Raw genomic sequence first — 20,193 nt, 5'->3', positions numbered from 1 at the left:
TCATATAATGGCGCGGCCTGTGCAACAGGGCAAACCCGAACGGGGGTTTCCCACCCGCAACGGCTTGCGATCAGAGTTTCGGCGCCTCCGCCGTGTAAACCCGCTGGTAAAAATTGGGGTTCAACAAGGTGGAAACAGCAATAAGGGACGGCGACCGTCGTTCGTTGGTCTTGACGATCAACGCATGGGGTGCCGGTGAGATGTCGCGGATTTCAAGAACCTCGAAAACCGAACTATGGGCATTGGTAACCCTGAATTGGTCGCCAATGGCAACATTCTGGTCCGCTTTCCGCGCCATTCTTTTAAACCTCCGTAATAAGAAACAAAGACCTGACATCTATCGCCCAGCGATACATGCGGCTTTGGCAACGCCGACTATTCTGCGCGAAAGTCACGGCAAAACTATGACAGTGATACGAAGAAAGATGGCAAAATTCGCACATCAACTTTACGGCAAGAAAATCTGGTCTCCGGCCAATGGTCAGCTTTTTATCACACGTGATGAAAAACTTACATCAAACACGGATTTCCATTGGAAATTTTACAACAGAATATTCACACATATCTGGCAACTTTGATCTGCTTTTGCGCGCATTTTTCTTTTTAAAAAGCAAAATACACCGCAAAATCAAGGGTTAACCGCCATATCACCTGACGGTCAGAAACCAGCCTGATTTGATAACGTTTTAACATTAGCGCATTCTGGTTAATATTTGATGGGGATAAAATGCGGGGCAGCAATACCAAATGACCCGACGCCCCCCGGCCCGGCCAAACCAAACAGGCGGCGCGAATAAATTCGCACCGCCTTTTGTTCCGCTGTCCATGCGGGGAAGATGGGGGGAAGAACATGGACAACGAAAGCCGTGGCTTGATCAAGACGGATACTTTAAAGCACTTTTCCTTTAATCCATGACCTCTATATGCTGTTCCTCGCCAGGCCGTTTTTTCTTTGGACCTTGCATCACCAACAACAAGGGGATCACAGCCAGAACGATCCACATCATTGCCTGAAAGTCGTCAAGATAGGCAATTGTCTTGGCCTGGGTGGTAATCATGTTGTTCAGGCCAACGGCACCAACGGTTGTTTGCCAGTTCCAGGCTTCGGGCAACCACGGGGCCTGCATGGCATAACGAAACGGGGTTAACAGGGCCGAAAAACTTGAATGCACAACCTGGGTATTCTGGGTCAGCATCGTCGTCATCACCGAAATGCCGATGCTCGACCCGATATTACGCATCAGGCTGAACATTGCCGTGCCTTCTGTGCGGTATTTCGGGTTTAATGTGGCAAAGGTAATGGTACTTAGTGGAACAAAAATAAAGCCAAGCCCCACCCCTTGCGTAATCCCGGTCAAGGTCAGGGTGGTGGCGCTGACCTCGGTTGTGAAGCATGACATCTGATACAGCGACAATGCCGTCATCCCCAATCCGAACAGGATGAGAAAACGGATGTCGAACTTGCCGACCAACCGCCCCACAATCATCATCGCCATCATCGAACCAATGCCACGCGGGGCCAGCAAAACACCCGCAGTCACCACGGGATACCCCATCAAATTTTGCAAGAAAGGGGGTAAAAGGGCAAGTGTCGCCAGCAACACCACCCCGACAATGAAGATAAAAATCAAGCCGATGGCAAAGTTTCGATCTTTGAATAAACCCGGTTCCAAAAACGGGTTTTTCGCTGTGAACATATGCACCAGAAACATATAGAAGCACAAAATGCTCAGCACCGTTTCAAGCAGGATTTCATAGGATGAAAACCAGTTCTGCGATTCGCCCCGGTCCAGCATCATTTGCAGCGCACCGATCGACAGGCTGAGAAGGGCAAAGCCAAACCAGTCAAACGGCAGCCCCGGCTTTTTTGAGGTTTCAGGCACAAATGCCATAATCCCGCCAAGCGCCATCAAACCAACTGGCAGATTGATGTAAAAAACCCAGCGCCAGTTATAATATTCGGTCAGATAACCGCCAAGTGTCGGCCCTAAAATAGGCCCCAGCATCACCCCCATACCCCACATCGCCATGGCCGAACCATGTTTTTCCTTGGGATAGGTATCAAGCAAAACCGCCTGCGACAAAGGCACCAACCCAGCCCCGAATGCGCCTTGCAACAGCCGAAACATGACGATTTCGGGCAAGGACGTTGCCGCCCCACACAGCATTGATGCCACGGTAAACCCTGCCACCGAACAAATGAACAGCTTGCGCCTGCCAAAGCGCGCCGCAAGAAAACCGGTCGGCGGCGTCATGATGGCAGCCGCAACGATATAGGATGTCAGCACCCAGGAAATCTGGTCCTGGGTGGCCGACATGCTGCCTTGCATATGGGGCAAGGCCACATTCGCAATCGTTGTATCAAGCGCTTGCATGATGGTTGCCAGCATGATGGAAACCGTGGTCAACCCACGTTCCAATGGCGTGGTTTCCATGCCCGATGCTGTGGCCGCGGCAGAGCTCATTGCACCTTGTTCCCGGCATCCGTACTGCGGCCGGTATGGCTCGTCCGCGCTTCTGCCTGATTGATGCCAACCCACGACAATGCGGTTTGGGCAAAGGCGGGCAATTCACGTTTGTGATGGGTATCGACCTGCACAACCGTGCTCATCCCGGCCCGCAAGGTCGGCTGACCATCAGTCATTTCCAGCTTAATACGAACCGAAATGCGCTGCACAACCTTTACCCAGTTGCCGGTCGCATTCTGTGCCGGTAACACCGAAAATTCGGCCCCGGTCGCAGGTGAAACACTTTGCACAACACCCTTCCATGCGTGGTCGGGATAGGCATCCACCGTTACCGACACCGCCTGCCCGGTTTCAAGATAGGTCAGCTCGACTTCCTTGAAATTAGCATCAATCCACATTGATTTGGTCGAAATCAGGCTGGCAACCGCTTTGCCAGGCGTAATATAGGCACCTGGTTCGGGCTTGTTGCTGACGACCCCCTCAAACGGTGCTTTGATAACCGTATGCGCCAGGTCAAGTTCCGCCTGATCCAGATCGGCTTTGGCCTGCTGATATTGCGGCAATTGTTCAACCGGCGTATCGACAGCCCCGCCCAGCTTGGCAAGGGTTGTCTGCATGATCTGCCGGTCCAGCACGATTTGCTGTTTGGCCGTGGCAACCGCGTTCTGGGCATCATCAAAGGCGGCCTTTGACACGACATTTTTTTTGCTAAGTTGCGACTGGCGGGCATAGGTCCGCTCGGCATATTTCAGCTTGATTTTTGCCAGCTCAAGGCTGCCCTGCTGTTCGGCATAGCTTTGTTTCAGCGCGTTCATGTCCTGGCGGACGGATGACAGATTTGCCTGGGCGTGCTCGACAGCAATGGTGAAAGGATCGCGATCAAGCTTAAACAGGACATCACCCTTTTGAACATGCTGATTTTCATGAACCAGTACATCGGCCACCTGTCCGCTGACCTGCGGGCTGATCGCAACCATATCGGCATGAACATAGGCATTTTCGGTTTCAACATAACGTCCCCCCGAATAATACCAGTAAGCGCCACCGATGATTACGGCGGTTGGTCCTAAAATCAGCAAAACCGGACGCAACCAGCGCCGTTTGCGGTTTGGTGCGACATCAGCATCCGCACTGGCGGCATCATCCACGTGTTCGTTCATTCTTTTGAGCCTTTTAAAACCGGTTTTCCTGCGGGCGGGTTTTTGTCATCGGGGTCCTGCTCACAGGAAATCAGGTTCATGCGCATACGTTGCAGCACGTTGATCACAACTTCCTGTTCATCATCCGACAGGCCTCTCAGTGCATCGCGCCGGGTTTCGGCGGCAAATTCCCACATTTTATCAATCAGCGATGTCGCATTCTGGCCGATGTAAAGATTAACCGCCCGACGATCACCGGGGTCAGGCCTGCGTTCAACCAGACCGGCCTCCTCCAGCCGGTCAATCAGACGTGCCAGTGTGATGGGCTGAATATCGAGAAGGTCGGCCAGGGCCGCCTGATTGATCCCCTCACGCGGGACCAGAAATGCAAGGGCCTGCAATTGCGACTGGGTAAGGCCCAGATCTCGCGACCGACGATTAAAACGACGCATCATCAGACGCGAAACGTCTTTCGTCAAAAAACCGATGCTTCGTTGGGGATCACGTGATGACGACAAAACAACACTCGCTTATAATACGCATTACATATTGTAAGTAATGTATATGAAATTCGCGTACAGATTGGCAAGTGTGAATTACATCACAGTTTCGGGCCGCCACCATAAAACTAACAAGTCATTGTTTCGAAAATACTTCCTCCCTCACATTGCACCCATTCCAAAAAATCATGCCTGTCAGGAATCGCCGCAGCGGCACCTGTGTACTTGCAAAAGCAACATGAAGAAACAAAACCCCCGCTGCAAAAACAGCGAGGGCTCCAAAGGTCGATATGTGAATGCGGTTAATCGATATCTTCGACCTCACCTGCCGACCCGGTAACACGGGCCGCCAGGGCTGCGGCCATAAACTGGTCAAGATCACCGTTCAAAACACCTTGCGTATCAGATGTTTCAACCCCGGTGCGCAGATCCTTGATCATTTGATAAGGCTGCAACACATAAGAGCGGATCTGATGGCCCCAGCCAATATCGGATTTGGTATCTTCAACAGCCTGGGCTTCTGCTTCGCGGCGCTGCAATTCGGCCTCGTATAACCGGGCTTTCAGCATTTTCATCGCCGTGTCGCGGTTTTTATGCTGGGATCGGTCATTCTGGCACTGGGCCACAATGCCGGTCGGAATATGGGTGATACGCACGGCAGAATCCGTCCGGTTCACGTGCTGCCCACCGGCACCCGAAGCACGATAGGTATCAACCCGCAAATCTTTATCAAGGATTTCGATATTGATATCATCATCGACCACCGGATAAACCCAGCACGATGAAAAACTGGTATGGCGACGCGCGGCACTGTCATAGGGCGAGATACGCACCAGACGATGCACGCCGACTTCGTTTTTCAACCAGCCATAGGCATTGTGCCCGGAAATTTTGTAGGTCACAGATTTAATGCCGGCTTCTTCACCGTCACTTTCTTCAAGCATTTCCAGCTTATAGCCCTTGGATTCCGACCAGCGTACATACATGCGCGCCAGCATGCTGGCCCAATCCTGCGCTTCGGTTCCACCGGCACCGGCATGGACTTCAAGATAGGCGTCATTGGCGTCAGCTTCGCCCGACAACAGGCTTTCCAGCTCGCGCTTGGCCGCGATATTGCGGATCGTCCGCAAACCGTCTTCGGCTTCCCTGACCGTATCGTCATCGCCCTCGGCTTCGCCAAGTTCGATCAGTTCGATATTGTCTGCAAGTTCCTGTGCCAGTGACTTGTAACCATTGATGGCATCTTCCATGTGGGTCCGTTCGCGCATAATTTTCTGCGCGTTATCGGGGCTGTCCCACAAGGTCGGGTCTTCGGCAAGGGCGTTTAATTCGTCCAGGCGTCTAAGGGCATTATCCCAGTCAAAGATGCCTCCTCAGCAGCGCCATCGACTGCTTAATCTCATCTACCAATGCCTGTGCTTCAGCGCGCATTGATGTCTCCGTTATATTCGTGAATTTTGTCGGGCAACGTCATGATAACGTTATTGCCAATCGTGGTGCGGGTTATATCAGCTTTTGACCGTCTTGAAACCCCCGGAGCCACATAAAAACCCCGGCACCCATCTGACGCCGGGGTCAAATCATTCCAAAAGCCGGTTAAACCGTATTTAACTATACACCGGGTCCAAGGTCACAGTGTAAAGCTCGGTATCGGCGACATCGCGCAGGGAAACGCGCAACTGTTCGCTCTCCCCGTCAATATCGATCAGGCCGAAAAATTGCATACCAGCCGATGGCGGCAGGTTAATGCCTTGCTCCTTACCGGGATATTTGGCAAATTTAACTTCCGGCCCAAAAGTATTGTCCATATCGTTGGGGCCAAATGTACCGGCATGGAGCGGACCGGAAACAAATTCCCAAAACGGATCAAAATCGGTGAATTGTGCCTTTGCCGGATCATAATAATGTGCTGCGGTATAGTGCACATCGGCGGTCAGCCATACCGTATTGCGAATTTTTGCCGACTTGATAAAACGCAGCAAATCAACGATTTCAAGTTCGCGCCCCGCCGGTGCACCATCCCCATTGGCCAGGTTTTCAAAAGTGCTTTTGTTTTTCCAGTCATCATAAATGATCATGCCAATCGGCATGTCGGCGGCGATAACTTTCCAGGTCGCTTTTGAATTCAGCAAGGCACGTTTGAGCCACTCAATCTGCTGTTTGCCCATAAAGGCCGTCTTGTCGGTCTCGACCGGGCTGTTATTGCTGTCATTGGGGCCACGATATGACCGCATATCGAGCACAAAAATCTCCAGCGACGGACCATAGGAAATGGTGCGATAGACCCGCCCTGGCTCTTGTGGTTGTTCGCGCACCGGCAGCATCTCGCGAAACGCGCGATTGGCACGTGCAGCCAGCAACGACACCGATTTTTCGGTATAGCGGTCATCGGTCGTCAGCATCTCGCCAGGATACCAGTTGTTCAAAACCTCATGATCATCCCATTGATAATAAACAGGGATCATGCGGTTGAACTCACGCACATTTTTATCAAGCATATTGTATTTATAATTCGCCCGAAACTCATCTAGCGTCTCGGCAACTTTGCCGGTTCCCTCGGTGGTCAGGTTCTTCCAAATCTGACCATCCGGCATTTTTTGTTCTGCCATGAAGGGGCCATCGGCATAAATCGTATCACCGGAATGAATAAAGAAATCCGGCTGATGCGCCGTGATGGTGGCATAGGTTTTCATCCCGCCACGATCCTCGTCAATACCCCAGCCCTGCCCGGCGGTATCCCCGGACCAGGCAAAACGAATATTCCGCCGTTTCATCGGATTGGTGCGAAAATGACCAATAACCGGCTCGGATGTTGCCCGGATATTATCGAGATTCTCGAAATGGATTTTATAAAAAATGTCCTGCCCTGCGGGTAAGTCGGTCAAGGCAAGCTTGCCAGCCAAATCCCCTTCCGTCAGGACATCGACATAGGGCAGTTTGACGGATTTGGAAAAACCCTCGGTCGTGGCGATCTCGGCAATCATGCGCGACGGGCGGTCTGCCCGCGCCCAGATACGGGCCGAATTTGCCGTTACATCACCACTTTGCACACCATGCGTTATCACAGGGCGATCCGCAGCACGCGAAATGGATGGCATAAAAAAACCGCCCAAAACAGAGGCGGCACCCGCCGTCCCCGTCGATTTCAAAAAAGTGCGTCGGGTAAGTCGAATTGACATTTTCCAATTCCCCGCAAAAGCTGAAGCAAAACTGCGGGAATCATAACCCGATAATGTAACAGACATGTTTCCAGGTCTTGACGGTTTTATCAATACCCAACCCAACCCAACCATAAGAGATCCTTCTGCCTCTTAAAGCACATTTCCTTTAAGGCATAAGGGCCGGAGAACATGTCTCCAGCCCTTTGCGCGATCACTCACAGGTTAATCATAGCAAGCTGACAGGCTTAATAAATACCGCTGGGGCTGGAAACACCGCCATCACTGCCGCCGCTGCTTCCAGACGACCCAGAACCGGGTGAACCACCATCAATAACATTGTCATTGCTTTGCGGGATCGTACCGGGTTTGAACGCTTCCCAAATCACATTGCTATCACCGCTTTGCGCAGGCAGGCCGGTTCTGGCATTGACCCGCACCATCCGAATGCCGGGCGGTGTGCGGAACGGAACGGCTTTTACACCCTCCATTGCGTGGGTCATAAATTCCTGAAAAATCGGGGCTGCGGCCGACGCCCCCTGTTCGCGCTCCCCGAGCGAGCGGTTATCGTCAAAACCGACATAAACGCCCACAGCCAGGTCCGGCGTGAACCCCACAAACCAGGCATCGCGCGAATCATTGGTGGTACCGGTTTTACCCGCCAACGGGAACGGCAAATTGCGCATCCGGCGACCGGTCCCGCGCTGGATCACACCTTCCAGAATGGACACAATCTGAAAGGCGCTTGCCGGGTCGGCCAGCTGTTCGCGGTTATCGGGCAATTCTGGCGGGGTTTGGCCGTTATAAACCACATCCTGACATTCCGCACAGGGCCGGTCATCGCGACGATAAATGACTTTGCCACGCCGGTCCTGAATACGGTCGATCAGAGTGGGGGTTACTTTTTTACCGCCATTGACCAGTTCGGAATACGCGTTGGTCAAATGCAACACCGTGGTTTCAGCAGCCCCTAGCGACATGGAAAGAACGGCAGGCATGCTGTCAACAACACCAAACTTTTCGGCATAATTGACGACCTTTTCCATCCCAATGGTTTGCGCAAGGCGCACCGTCATCAGGTTTCGCGACAATTCAATACCCAGACGTAATGTCGAGGGGCCATAAAACTTGCCGCTATAGTTACCTGGTTTCCATTTGCCCTGCCCTGGTCCCTGATCAATCACAAAAGGGGCGTCAAGCACCAGTGACGACGGGGTGAAGCCGGAATCAAGTGCTGCCAGATAGACAAACGGCTTGAAGGCCGAGCCGGGCTGACGACGGGCCTGTGTCGCGCGGTTGAACTTTGACAAATCGTGAGAAAAACCACCCGACATCGCCAGAACACGCCCGGTATGCGGGTCCATTGCCACCAAACCGCCATTCACATTGGGGATTTGCTGCAATGAATAGGTGTTTTCCGATGCCTTGTCCTCGTCATCGGCCTTCATGGGCTCAACCATCACAACATCGCCGGGATTAACCACATCCGATGCCTTGCCTACAGCACCGCCCACTGTCTGGCCTTTTTGCCACAGGCGCGCCCATTTCATTTCAGCAAAAGGAATGGTTCCCTGTTTGCCATTTTCAATGCCAATAACGGCATCGTTGCCATCCAGGTTAAGGATAACAGCCTTAAGCCACGGCACATCGCCGGGGGTCTTGACCGTTTCCAGTGCCTTTTTCCAGTCGCCGGAAATATCGATCTTGCCGAGCGGCCCGCGCCAGCCGTGGCGACGGTCATACGCAACCAGCCCGTCATACATCACCTTGTTGGCGATGGTTTGCAATTTTGGCTCAACCGATGTCCGCACCGACAGGCCACCATTATAAAGGGCATTTTCGCCATAACGGTCGACCAGTTCACGACGCACTTCTTCGGCGAAATAATCGGCATGGGCATAATAATCGACCGATTCCCGGTTCTGCCCGATCAGGGGCGACGCAATCGCCTCGGTTGCCTCGGCCTGGGTGATATAGCCTTCGTCCAGCATCCGGCCAACCACCCAGTCACGACGGCCTTTTGCGGCGTCATGATCGCGCACAGGGTCGTAATTCGAGGGGGCCTTTGGCAAAGCGCCCAGATATGCAGCCTCGGCGACTGTCAGTTCATCAAGCGATTTATCGAAATAACGCAAGGCCGCCGCTGCAACACCATAACTGCCCCGGCCCAGATAAATTTCGTTGAGATACAATTCAAGAATATGCTGCTTGGTAAACGCCTGTTCGATGCGAAACGACAGGATCGCTTCCTTGATCTTACGGTCATAGGAAACTTCGTTGGTCAGCAAAAAGTTTTTCGCCACCTGCTGGGTAATGGTCGAGGCCCCAACCGGGCGCCGCCCCGAGCCAATATTGATAATATTGGTTGCAGCCGCCCGAAAAACACTGGGGAAATCAATGCCGGGATGGGTCCAGAAATTCTGATCCTCGGCCGCAACAAAGGCATTCATCACTTTACGCGGGATTTGTTCAATCGGGACAAAAACCCGCTTTTCCTTGGCGTATTCGGCGATCAACGCGCCATCGCCCGCATGAACACGGGTCATGACCTCGGGTTCATAATCGGCAAGCTGGGTATAGTCGGGCAGATCCTGGCCAAAATGCCAGAAAACACCAAGAACACATGCCCCACCAGCCACTGCAAGCAGGAAGAACACACCGATAATTGTCAGAAAAATACGCATTAAACGGATCTTTATCGTTTCGCTGTTGTTGCCGTCTTGACGGGTGCCTGAGGGCACAAATACCACAAAGCCTGCCTATCGCGGCAAAAAAGTGACGATATGAAAACAGAACGCTCTGCCCGCCACCTTTTGTCCTGCGCCGACGCTGGCCTTTGAACAAATTTGAAAATATCGGCACCCACATCTGATCTTGGCCGCTAGCGTAACGATAAAAACCGGCAAAACAACGGCACAAAACGCATAACACCGAAATTACACGAAAAATTAAACGCAACCGGAGTCACAACGGGCCTAAACCGGCATCGCAACCAGGTTCGACACCGCTATTGGGTGCAATCGCGCAACAGTCAGACTAAAATTTGTGGGTTTTGAAATAATCATCAAGAGCGCGCAAAATCGCCTGCGCCATTTTTTTCCGATGCGCCGGGGATTGCAGCAATTTGGCATCCGCTGGATTGGACAGATACCCCATTTCAAACAGGGCAGAAGGAATGTCGGGTGCTTTTAAGACCGCAAAACCGGCAAAGCGGTGCGTGCGTTGCTGCAATTTCACATCATTGGTCAGTTCGCGCACCATACCGGTTGCGAAATTTGACGACAAATTCATGGTTTCGCGCTGAGCCAAATCAATCAGAATACTTTGCACCAGCGAGTTTTCTTCGGACAAATCAACACCGGCAATCACATCGGCCTTGTTTTCCTTGCTGGCCAAAGCCGAGGCTTCCTTGTCCGATGCGTTTTCAGACAAGGTATATACAGAAGCCCCGCGATGGCGAGAATTGGATATAGAGTCCGCATGCAGGGACAAAAACAGGTCCGCGTGGTTTTTACGCGCAATTTTAGTGCGCTGACGCAGCTTCAAGAACACATCCTTGTCGCGGGTCAGAAGGGCACGGTAACGGCCGGAATCGGTTAACACCTTGGCCAGTTCACGGGCCGCTGCCAGCGTGACATCCTTTTCATAAACGCCACCAACCCCGATTGTGCCAGGGTCGACACCGCCATGTCCGGCATCAATGGCGATCAGCGGTTTGTTGCCCCCGGCTTTCCCGGTTTCAACGGCCACATCTGCACTTTTTTCGGTCGCCGATGTGTCATTGCGTTGCCGCGCGGAATATGCTGCCATGCTTTCGCGGGATGCGGCCATAAAGGCGTCTCGCGATGTGGGTGCCACGTCAATGACCAGGCGGTTTGGCTTCCCCCCGCTGGCTGGCAGGGTAAAGATTTTTGAAATCAAGGCAGGCTGACCAACGTCAAGAACAACCCGGAATGTGCCAGGTTTAAACAGGCCATAGCGCAAACCCGAGATAATCCCCCCGCCCGAGGTTACCTTGCCCGGCGGGGCGCTCCAGTCTATTTCAGGCATATCAATGATAATGCGAAACGGGTCTGGCAGCAGGAAATAGGTAAAATCAACATCGCTATCAAGGTCGATTACAAAGCGGGTTTTATCGGGGTAAACCCCAAGCCGCGCGCCCAAAACCTTGGCGGTTTTGGCCTGGACAACCTGCGCTGAAAACATAACAAAAAGACTGCATAGCAATGCCGCAGCCAGGCTCCAAAAGCCTAACTTGCCAAACATTCTTCCCTGCCTGGTTTTTTGCCTGGTTTGCGAAAACACCGCCAACCCCATTCTGACTTACCGTATTTCCGGATAATGCAGCACATCCTGTACCGTTTGTGCTTATAGCAACCAGAAAGTTAACGGGTAATTGACCAATCAGCCTGTTCTGCATGGTCAATGCCTTTATCTGCATTAAAGCCCGTTAAACATCGCGTTTCATAACAACGCACCCTGCTATTCAGGGGCGGCGCGATTTTCTTTGCCCGATTCTCCGGCCCCTCGCCCGGCATGGCGTTGGTTGGGATCGTGAAAAACCACACCGCAATATACGTAATTATGGCCCGCACGGGCGGATTTACAAACTTGCGGCAGGATTTTCACCCTTAACGCGAAACCGCAAGACTGCAGCCCGGTTTGCAAATCACGCCAATAATTGAAAAACCGTTATGATCACAAATATTTGCGTGGAATTTTCTTTTCCGCCTATGAAAGGTGGAGAATGCGCGGTTTTAAAGCCATAGCGCCAAGAAACCTGATGAATGACGCAACAAAATTGTTTGTCGCCTGTGAATAAAAGAGATATGTTGTCGCCGAGATTCCTATGCTTTACGGGTTAACAATACTCTCCGTCAGGCTGAGGACGCGACGTGGCAGTTCCTCGGGTCGGTGTCTCGGTGACGCGGCAATCCCCGCTCCCGATAGAGCCCTCCCATATCAGGCTGTCGTGGCGCGCTCGAACAGACAACAGACATAAACCAATTCTTTTTTTTAACACCAAAACCAGGTCCATACCGAAAGAGCAGCCGGAACGCGATGAACCATACATATCACGGACATATCGCGACCTTTGTGGGCGGCGCCTTCGGTAACGCCGGTTTGTTTGCATATCAGCACACTTTAGCGAGACGCATTAAACTGGCGGGACCTTCAGGAACAGGTTCCGAATGGTCAAACGTATGCTTATCGACGCAACGCACGCGGAAGAAAGCCGTGTCGTTGTCATAAATGGAAATCGACTAGAAGAATACGACGTAGAAACGTCGACTAAAAAACAGATTAAAGGTAATATTTATCTTGCGAAAGTGACGCGGGTTGAACCCTCGTTGCAAGCGGCCTTTGTTGACTATGGCGGAAATCGCCATGGCTTTCTTGCTTTTAGCGAAATCCATTCCGATTATTATCAAATCCCTGTTGCCGACCGCGAAGCAATTGCCCGGTCTCATTCTCATCCCCCCGCGATGCGCGATGCTGATATTGTCGAAGACAATATTGGTGGCGACAATGATGATGCCCCGAAAAAAGACAGAAAACCGGTTCGCTCGCGTTCGCGCCGCAAACCGCGTAAGGACGATGCTGCCAGCACCGTTGCAGGTGAAAACACCGACACGGTAACGTCGTCAGATCATGACGATGACGGCGAAGTACTTGAAAACACTGCCGCAAGTGCAAACAGCGAAACCGGCGAAGAAGACAGCAAACCGCGTCGTCGCCGGATGCGCAATCGTCGCAAAAAACCCGAAGACACTGAAAACAACGCCGATGCCGCTGCACACAGCGACGACACAAACGGCAACGATGACGACAATGGCAATGGCAATGAGGGCGGTTCAAACACCGTCGCCACCATGTCGGCCGAAATCGCAGAAATTTCGGTTGATATTGACGATACAGAAACCGTCAATGACGACGAAAATATCGAAGATATGGGAGGCGATGACACCGACGAATTTTCCGAATCTATACGCCCGCAAATGCAAAAGCGTTACAAGATTCAGGAAGTTATCAAACGTCGGCAGATTTTGCTGGTTCAGGTCGTCAAGGAAGAACGCGGCAACAAGGGCGCTGCCCTGTCAACCTTCCTGTCACTGGCGGGCCGTTATTGCGTTTTGATGCCCAACACCCCGCGTGGTGGTGGTATTTCGCGCAAAATCACCAATGCCCAGGACCGCAAACGCCTGAAATCCATTCTGGCCGAGTTGGAAATTCCCGGCGGCATGGCCGTTATTGTGCGGACAGCCGGTGCTGAACGCACCAAAGCCGAAATCAAACGCGACTTTGATTACCTGATGCGCCTGTGGGATCGTATCCGCGAAACGACGTTGCAAAGCCAGGCCCCGTGCCTGATTTATGAAGAAGCCGACCTGATCAAACGGTCCATCCGTGACCTTTATGCGCGCGATGTTGATGAAGTTCTGGTTGAAGGCGATGAAGGTTATCGCATCGCCAAAGACTTCATGAAAATGCTGATGCCGTCACATGCCAAACGCGTACAGCCTTATAAAGATCAGGGCGTTCCCCTGTTCCACCGTTTCCAGGTTGAAAGCCAGCTTGATGCGATGCTGAACCCGGTTGTTCAGCTGAAATCGGGCGGTTACATCGTGATCAACCCGACCGAAGCACTGGTTGCGATCGATGTGAACTCGGGCCGGTCAACGCGCGAACGCAATATCGAAGAAACCGCGTATAAAACCAACCTTGAAGCCGCCGAAGAACTGGCGCGCCAGTTGCGCCTGCGCGATCTGGCCGGTTTGATTGTTGTCGACTTTATCGACATGGAAGACCATCGCAATCAGGGTGCGGTTGAACGCAAGCTGAAAGAAGCGATGCGCAATGACCGCGCCCGCCTGCAGATTGGTCGCATCAGCCCGTTCGGCTTGCTTGAAATGTCGCGTCAGCGCCTGCGCCCGTCGCTGGTCGAAAGCGCCTTTGAAGTTTGCACCCATTGCCGTGGTGTTGGTTTGGTCCGGTCAATCGAAAGTTCGGCCCTGCATCTTCTGCGTGTGATTGAAGAAGAAGGCATGCGCCGTCGTGCCGGTGCGCTTACCGTGCATGTCGCCAGCGAAGTTGCCCTTTATATTCTGAACCGCAAGCGCGATTCACTGGCCGAAATTGAAAATCGTTATGGCTTCACCGTCATGATTTTCGGTGATGACAGCCTGATTTCGCCAGATCATCGCATTGAACGCTCGCGTGCCCCCAAAGCCGGTGACGACGATAATTCTGCGGTTCTCAATACCGACAGCGTATCGTTAACAGCCATCGAAGCCCCGATTGAACTGGTCGAGGAAGAACTTGTTGAAAACACAAGCCGCGACGATGACGAAACCGATACGGACACGGACACGAATAGCGACAGCAGCACCGGCACGGACAGTGACGAGCAAAACAAACGCCGCCGCCGCCGTCGTCGCCGTCGTGGACGCCCGGATGAACGCGACGAAAACATCACCGCCAACGCCGAAGAATCATCCTCAAATGACGATGAAGACGACGATGACAACACACAGTCCGCCGATCAAGGCAACGGTGATGATGATGGCGAGGATGATGCATCGCGCAAACGTCGCCGTCGGGGCAAACGGGGCGGCCGTCGTCGGTCGCGCCGCCAGGAATTTGACGCGGCACCGCGTGTTGTCTCGCCAAATGATGATCCTGAAGCAACCGAGAAACGCCGCAGCCGCGACCACGCTGCTTCGGACGAAACCGATATCGACGTCATAATCGAAGGCGACAGCGAAGGCCAGGAAGCCGACGCGTTTGTCGCAACAGGCGACGGCGAAGAAATTCGCCCGGCCCGTGAACGCAGCACAACGGCACCTGCACCGGCCCGTCAACGGCGTGATCGTCGCGATCGCAACAAGGATAACCGCCGGAACAACCAGAACAGGGATCGTAGCGAAGTTCGCAACATTCCAATTCAAAGTGGCCCTGCACCGGAATCGGGCGATGCAGAAACTCATGACGTCGCAGCAGCACAGACCACAATGCCTGCACCTGCTTTGGAACCGGCAACGACACCTGCACCGGCACCAGAAGCTGCTTCTGTACCAACAGAAACAACGGCGCGTGAAAAACCTGTGTCTGAAAACGCACAGGCAACAAGCCAACCGGTAAAAACCGAGGCTGCCACCCCGGCCGCCGACGTAATCAAACAATCAGCCCCGGTCGAAACAAGCCCTGCCCCCGCGGCAGAGCCGACAACCGAACCGGCGGCACAGCCTGAACCGCAACCTGCCGAAGCCGCCACCACTACCAACAGCAGTGATACGGCCCAGGAAGAGGTAAAAGCACCCGAGGCACCGGCCAAGCCGAAGCCAAAACGCAAAGGCTGGTGGAGCAACTAACCAATCGGTTACCCGTCAATAACACACAAACCCCGCCATATTCTGGCGGGGTTTGTTGTATCTGCTTCAAAATTGCGGATTTTATCGCGTAGAATTACGACCCTCAGCCGCCCTGAAAATCAGAATTGCCCGCGATGGCGCAAACCGGACGATCAGGGCCGGTTGCACGATCAAATGTTTAAAGCACTTTTCCTTTAATATGACCCATTTTGCCAGCTCAGTCTGCCGCTTGGCAAGGAGAAGTCCGCAGGGCGTAACGGGTTTACGGACAAGGATTTCGACGCGGCCAGGCGGCAGACTGCGCTGGCCCACAGGGTTTGATTTTGGCGGTGTTTGGCGGCGTTACACCGCTCGCCCGATGCGCCGCATCGCGCAGCGCGCTGTGCCTTGCCAAACGACACGCCAAAAACAAACAAAATGGGTCATATTAAAGGAAATGTGCTTTAGTCTTTCCGGACCACAATCACGGCATAAGTACAGGTCTGAGAACTTTCATTCTTAAAAACGCAATCGTCAGGCGGGCCCAGTTCCAGGCAATCGCCCGGTTTCATTTCGTGGCGCACGTCACCTTCGATAAAAACAAGCTCTCCCTCCAGCAGCCATATCAACTGTCGCAAAAATGAATAAGCCGCCGCAGGCATCGGAATGTCGGCGCCCGCAGGCAAATCAACACGCACAAGATCAAGCGGAAAGTCCGATGTCGGCGAGACATGACGACGCACATATCCACTTTGTGGATCGACCCATACCGGCTGATCGGCCCGGCGCAGCAGGCGACCATCATGCTTTTCAGCAAGCAACAGCAAGGCTGACATGCTGAGGTTAAACGCCCCGGATAGTTTTGCCAGAAGCGTTGCAGTGGGGCTGCTTTCTCCGCGTTCCACCTTATAGACCATGGCCCGCGACACCCCGGACTTCTCGGCGAGGTCGGTCAGGGACCAGCCGCGTTTTTCCCGTTCAGTACGAATTCGCGCGCCAATACGTTGATCGACGTTGTTTAATATAGTAGACATATGTATTCTTATAACAAACAAATGTGAGAGAACAACATGAAAATCCGCAATGCCACCACCGATGATGCCGCAGCAATCATGGCAATTTACAACGATGCTGTAACGAATACGACAGCCATCTGGAACGATTTGACGGTTGATGTTGCCAACCGTTTACATTGGCTCGCCGACCGGGAAAAAACCGGTTACCCGGTCCTCGTCGCGGTTGACAGTAAGGCAAATGTATTAGGCTATGCCTCGTTTGGCGATTGGCGCGCGTGGGACGGTTACCGTCATACCGTCGAACATTCTATCTATGTTCGGGAAGACTGCCGCAGATGCGGCATTGGCAAGTCCCTGTTGCGCACCCTGATTGAAAGGGCCCGCGAAATAGACAAGCATGTGATGGTTGCAGGCATTGAAGCCCGGAATACCGGGTCGATCCAGCTACATGAGAAACTTGGATTTGAGCATGTCGGCCATCTCAAGGAGGTTGGCACCAAATTCGGACAATGGCTTGATCTTGCCTTTTTACAGCTTGTGCTAGGTCCCCGACCTGCTGACAAAGGCCGCTAAAACCATGGCAATTCTTTCAATTCTCGGCCTGCTGATCGCGGCTGGTGCGGCTCTTGTTGTCCAGAACGCCCTCATGGTCCGCATGAACGAAACCGCCTCGACAACGCTGATCATTCTGGTAACCAATTCCGCTGTCGGGCTTGCGGCCCTGACGACGCTTCTGCTCACCAAAAGCGGTTTCGCCGGGTTTATCGAAATCATCGCAGAATTCCGGGTCTGGAGCATTTTACCCGGCCTTCTGGGTTCATTCTTCGTTTTTGCCAGCATTACCGGTTATCAACGATTGGGCGCAGCCTCAACAATTGCCATTCTCATCGCCAGCCAGCTGGTTTTCGGGCTGACTGCCGACATGATCAAAACAAACAGCGCACCTCAGAACGCCCCCTTTGCGATTGCAGGGGCCGTTCTTCTGATTATTGGTGCGGTTTTGGTTGTTTTCAAACGAATATAAATCTTATGGCTTAAACTGCGTCAAATCCCGGTCGTACCTTATGACGGCTTCCAGTCACGCAGCGCCTTAACCGCGCCTAGCATGGTCTGTTCGCTATGCGCAAAGGAAAACCGCACATAGGATTTTCCACGAAACGGGTCAAAATCGGTCCCCGGCGTAATGGCAACACCGGTTTCATTGAGCACTTTCTGGCAAAATGCTTCGCTATCGTCGGTATGCCCTGAAACATCGGCATACAAATAAAACGCGCCGTCGGCCGGGGCAAACCGGTCAAACCCGGCCTTGGGTAATTCGTTCAGCAGGATTTCGCGATTGCGGGCATAAGCAGCAATATTGCCCTGTAATTCGTCTTCACAATCAAAGGCGGCAACAGCGGCCAGTTGCGACAGGGTTGGGGCGGAAATAAACAGGTTTTGCTGCAAACATTCCACCTGGCGCACCAGATCGGGCGGCACCACGGCCCAGCCCAGACGCCAGCCGGTCATGGAAAAATATTTGGAAAAACTGTTAACGATAAACGCCTCGTCGCCAAATTCGACAGCAGTCGAATCGGGCACATCGCCAAACGAAATACCTTGATAAATCTCGTCGGAAATCAGGCGAATGCCGTTTTCCTGGCAATAACGCACCAGTTTCGCAAACTTTTCCCGGCTGATCATGCTGCCTGCCGGGTTTGACGGGCTGGCCAAAATCAACCCGTCCACCGGTTTGTCCAAAGCCTTTAGCATCTCGACCGTCGGCTGATAATGGCTTTCGGGGCCAGCCAGCAGCGTTACCGTTTCAATGCCGAGTGCGCCCAGAATATTGCGATAGGCCGGGTATCCCGGTGCCGCCATGGCAACACGGTCGCCCGCATCAAAAGCAGCGAGAAACGCCAGCACAAAAATCGATGATGACCCGCTGGCAACGCAAATACGCGATGGGTCCAGTGACACGCCAAATTTGGTTTTGTAATGCCCAGCAATGGCCGTGCGCAAAGGTTCTACGCCCAGCGCATCGGTATAGCCGATCAAATCGCCTTCCAACGCACGGGCCGCGGTTTCGCGGACTTTTTTGGGGGCCGGCGTGCCGGGCTGGCCAACTTCAAGGTGATAAACGGCCTTGCCGCTTTGCGCGCGCAGATTGGCGGCGCGCAAAACATCCATCACGATAAAGGGGGAAATCGCCCCACGAGTCGATTTTTTCAGCGTCATTTTTTCCAATCCGTCAAAAATGAAACCTGCCTGTATCACGCGCACACAGGCAGGGGTTTTCATATTCTTAACCGTCATGATCACGGTGTGTTTTACGGTCGGGTGTGCCCGCAATCGGTGCTTTCAGGCGGCCATGGCCGCAAAAACCGCGTCGATTGATACTGGATGGGGTTAACGGCCAATCGCCATACCGCCCCCTGCCGGGTCGGCAATAAAGCGGCAGCTTTCAGGGTGCGGCGGCACACCTTGCGAACAGGAAATAACGTTAACCGACGCAACACCGTTGTTATTCATCGCAACATTGGCGGCACTGCCTGTTCCAACCAGATCTTCGGCCATTTTGGCAATCTGCGCGGTTGCCCCGGCCGGGGTATCGGTGCCTGCGATACCATAGTAAAATTCATTCACATTGGGATTAATCTTTAAAACCGGGCCGACCAGCGGTGCGGCAACATCGCCGCTTGCCAGGTCAAGACCGAACGCCGGTGCGCCAACACCAACGCCAAAGGGTTCGTTCATTGTGGTTTCACAGGCAACGGCATTGGCCGCAAGGTCAACCACCACAAAACCGCTGCGCCCGCCTCGCGCCGTATTGGCCGGGGCGTTATCAATATCGGCAAGGTAACGATTTAAAACATCCACCACATCGCCATCACCAGAAATGGCACCGGTACCAGTCGCCGATTTGGGCGGATGCGTGAAATACAGGTTTTCATTGCCCGATTTTACCGCCGTTGCCGCACGCCAGACCGGTTTGTAATTGTTAAGATCGGCCAGCGTCAAAGTACCCCCGGCATTTTGCACCGAGGTTACGATCTGGGCCGCAAGACCGCCATTATAAAAATCCCCCGGGCCCTTTACCCGAAGCGAGGTAAGCAGCGCACCAAGGCCAAATTGCTGAACGCGGTCGCCCACTTCGAGCAATTTACCATCCCGGCTATAGATTTGCGCCAGAGACGGCGTCGAAAGAACCTTGTCGCGTGCGGCATCGAGATCCATCTTCAATGACCGCGACAAAGGTGTGCCAAAACGGGCATCCTGTTCGGCACTGGCAATAAGCTGGCCCCACGGCAGGCGGCCATAACGCGCACTTAATGCATAAAGGCCACGCGGCACACCAGGAACGGCAGTGTAGGTTTGACCTTCCGCCGTTTTAGTACCCGGGCGCGGCCAAAAATCCAGAACTTCAATTTTCTTGGCCACGCGGTCATGCACAACACACACACCGCCACCGCCAATGCCCGCAACAGAGGGTTTGGTAACGGTCATGGTCGCATACAGGGCAACAGCAGCATCCGCCGCCGTCCCGCCCGATGACAAAACATCGCGCGCGGTCTGCACAGC

General features: G+C 53.3%; 14 protein-coding genes. 3 read left to right on the top strand and 11 right to left on the bottom strand.

The features are described from left to right. Positions 1 to 70: 70 nt before the first annotated feature. The 8 genes from AAC086_RS11355 to AAC086_RS11320 form a co-directional block, all read right to left on the bottom strand. Positions 71 to 298: a hypothetical protein gene (locus tag AAC086_RS11355; RefSeq protein ID WP_339778782.1), complete on the bottom strand. Its 228-nt coding sequence runs from the start codon at positions 296 to 298 to the stop codon at positions 71 to 73. A gap of 607 nt (positions 299 to 905) precedes the next feature. Continuing rightward, on the bottom strand, positions 906 to 2,465 hold the full coding sequence (locus AAC086_RS11350) for a DHA2 family efflux MFS transporter permease subunit (RefSeq protein WP_339778781.1): 1,560 nt from the start codon (positions 2,463 to 2,465) through the stop codon (positions 906 to 908). Then, complete coding sequence (locus AAC086_RS11345; RefSeq protein ID WP_339778780.1) at positions 2,462 to 3,628, bottom strand: HlyD family secretion protein; 1,167 nt, start codon at positions 3,626 to 3,628, stop codon at positions 2,462 to 2,464. The genes AAC086_RS11350 and AAC086_RS11345 overlap by 4 nt, the downstream gene beginning before the upstream one ends. Further along, entirely contained in the window at positions 3,625 to 4,086 is a 462-nt protein-coding gene (locus AAC086_RS11340; protein ID WP_339778779.1) for a MarR family transcriptional regulator, read from the bottom strand. The genes AAC086_RS11345 and AAC086_RS11340 overlap by 4 nt, the downstream gene beginning before the upstream one ends. 323 nt (positions 4,087 to 4,409) lie before the next feature. Then, positions 4,410 to 5,538 (bottom strand): peptide chain release factor 2 gene (gene prfB, locus AAC086_RS11335; protein ID WP_339778778.1). Its coding sequence is split into 2 segments (ribosomal slippage): positions 4,410 to 5,468 and positions 5,470 to 5,538, totalling 1,128 coding nucleotides; the frame shifts between segments, so codons are not numbered across the junction. Positions 5,539 to 5,714: 176 nt separating this feature from the next. After that, on the bottom strand, positions 5,715 to 7,286 hold the full coding sequence (locus AAC086_RS11330) for an alkaline phosphatase D family protein (RefSeq protein WP_339778777.1): 1,572 nt from the start codon (positions 7,284 to 7,286) through the stop codon (positions 5,715 to 5,717). A gap of 227 nt (positions 7,287 to 7,513) precedes the next feature. Continuing rightward, positions 7,514 to 9,949 (bottom strand): penicillin-binding protein 1A, encoded by a 2,436-nt coding sequence (locus AAC086_RS11325; protein WP_339778776.1) that lies wholly within the window; start codon positions 9,947 to 9,949, stop codon positions 7,514 to 7,516. Between the two features lie 352 nt (positions 9,950 to 10,301). Further along, on the bottom strand, positions 10,302 to 11,531 hold the full coding sequence (locus tag AAC086_RS11320) for an N-acetylmuramoyl-L-alanine amidase (protein WP_339778775.1): 1,230 nt from the start codon (positions 11,529 to 11,531) through the stop codon (positions 10,302 to 10,304). A gap of 926 nt (positions 11,532 to 12,457) precedes the next feature. On the opposite strand from AAC086_RS11320, the gene AAC086_RS11315 reads away from it, so the two are divergent. Beyond that, on the top strand, positions 12,458 to 15,637 hold the full coding sequence (locus tag AAC086_RS11315) for an Rne/Rng family ribonuclease (RefSeq protein ID WP_339778774.1): 3,180 nt from the start codon (positions 12,458 to 12,460) through the stop codon (positions 15,635 to 15,637). Positions 15,638 to 16,080: 443 nt separating this feature from the next. On the opposite strand, the gene AAC086_RS11310 is transcribed toward AAC086_RS11315, so the two are convergent. Then, entirely contained in the window at positions 16,081 to 16,650 is a 570-nt protein-coding gene (locus AAC086_RS11310; RefSeq protein WP_339778773.1) for an XRE family transcriptional regulator, read from the bottom strand. A gap of 36 nt (positions 16,651 to 16,686) precedes the next feature. Here AAC086_RS11310 and AAC086_RS11305 point away from each other — a divergent pair, with 36 nt between their 5' ends. Together AAC086_RS11305 and AAC086_RS11300 are read left to right on the top strand one after the other, a co-directional pair. After that, positions 16,687 to 17,205, top strand: a complete 519-nt coding sequence (locus AAC086_RS11305; RefSeq protein ID WP_339778772.1) for an N-acetyltransferase family protein — start codon at positions 16,687 to 16,689, stop codon at positions 17,203 to 17,205. Between the two features lie 4 nt (positions 17,206 to 17,209). Then, the gene (locus AAC086_RS11300) at positions 17,210 to 17,656 is read left to right on the top strand and encodes a DMT family transporter (protein WP_339778771.1); all 447 of its coding nucleotides are present in this window, start codon (positions 17,210 to 17,212) and stop codon (positions 17,654 to 17,656) included. A gap of 38 nt (positions 17,657 to 17,694) precedes the next feature. On the opposite strand, the gene AAC086_RS11295 is transcribed toward AAC086_RS11300, so the two are convergent. Both AAC086_RS11295 and AAC086_RS11290 read right to left on the bottom strand, forming a co-directional pair. Further along, complete coding sequence (locus tag AAC086_RS11295; RefSeq protein ID WP_339778770.1) at positions 17,695 to 18,849, bottom strand: aminotransferase class I/II-fold pyridoxal phosphate-dependent enzyme; 1,155 nt, start codon at positions 18,847 to 18,849, stop codon at positions 17,695 to 17,697. 171 nt (positions 18,850 to 19,020) lie between these two features. Further along, positions 19,021 to 20,190: a gamma-glutamyltransferase gene (locus AAC086_RS11290; protein ID WP_339778823.1), complete on the bottom strand. Its 1,170-nt coding sequence runs from the start codon at positions 20,188 to 20,190 to the stop codon at positions 19,021 to 19,023. Positions 20,191 to 20,193: the final 3 nt, after the last annotated feature.

The organism is uncultured Thalassospira sp. (genome assembly GCF_963976115.1).
Taxonomy (GTDB): Bacteria; Pseudomonadota; Alphaproteobacteria; order Rhodospirillales; family Thalassospiraceae; genus Thalassospira.
The sequence above is the reverse complement of the archived record's forward strand: the minus strand, read 5'-3'. Positions and strand labels throughout refer to the sequence as shown.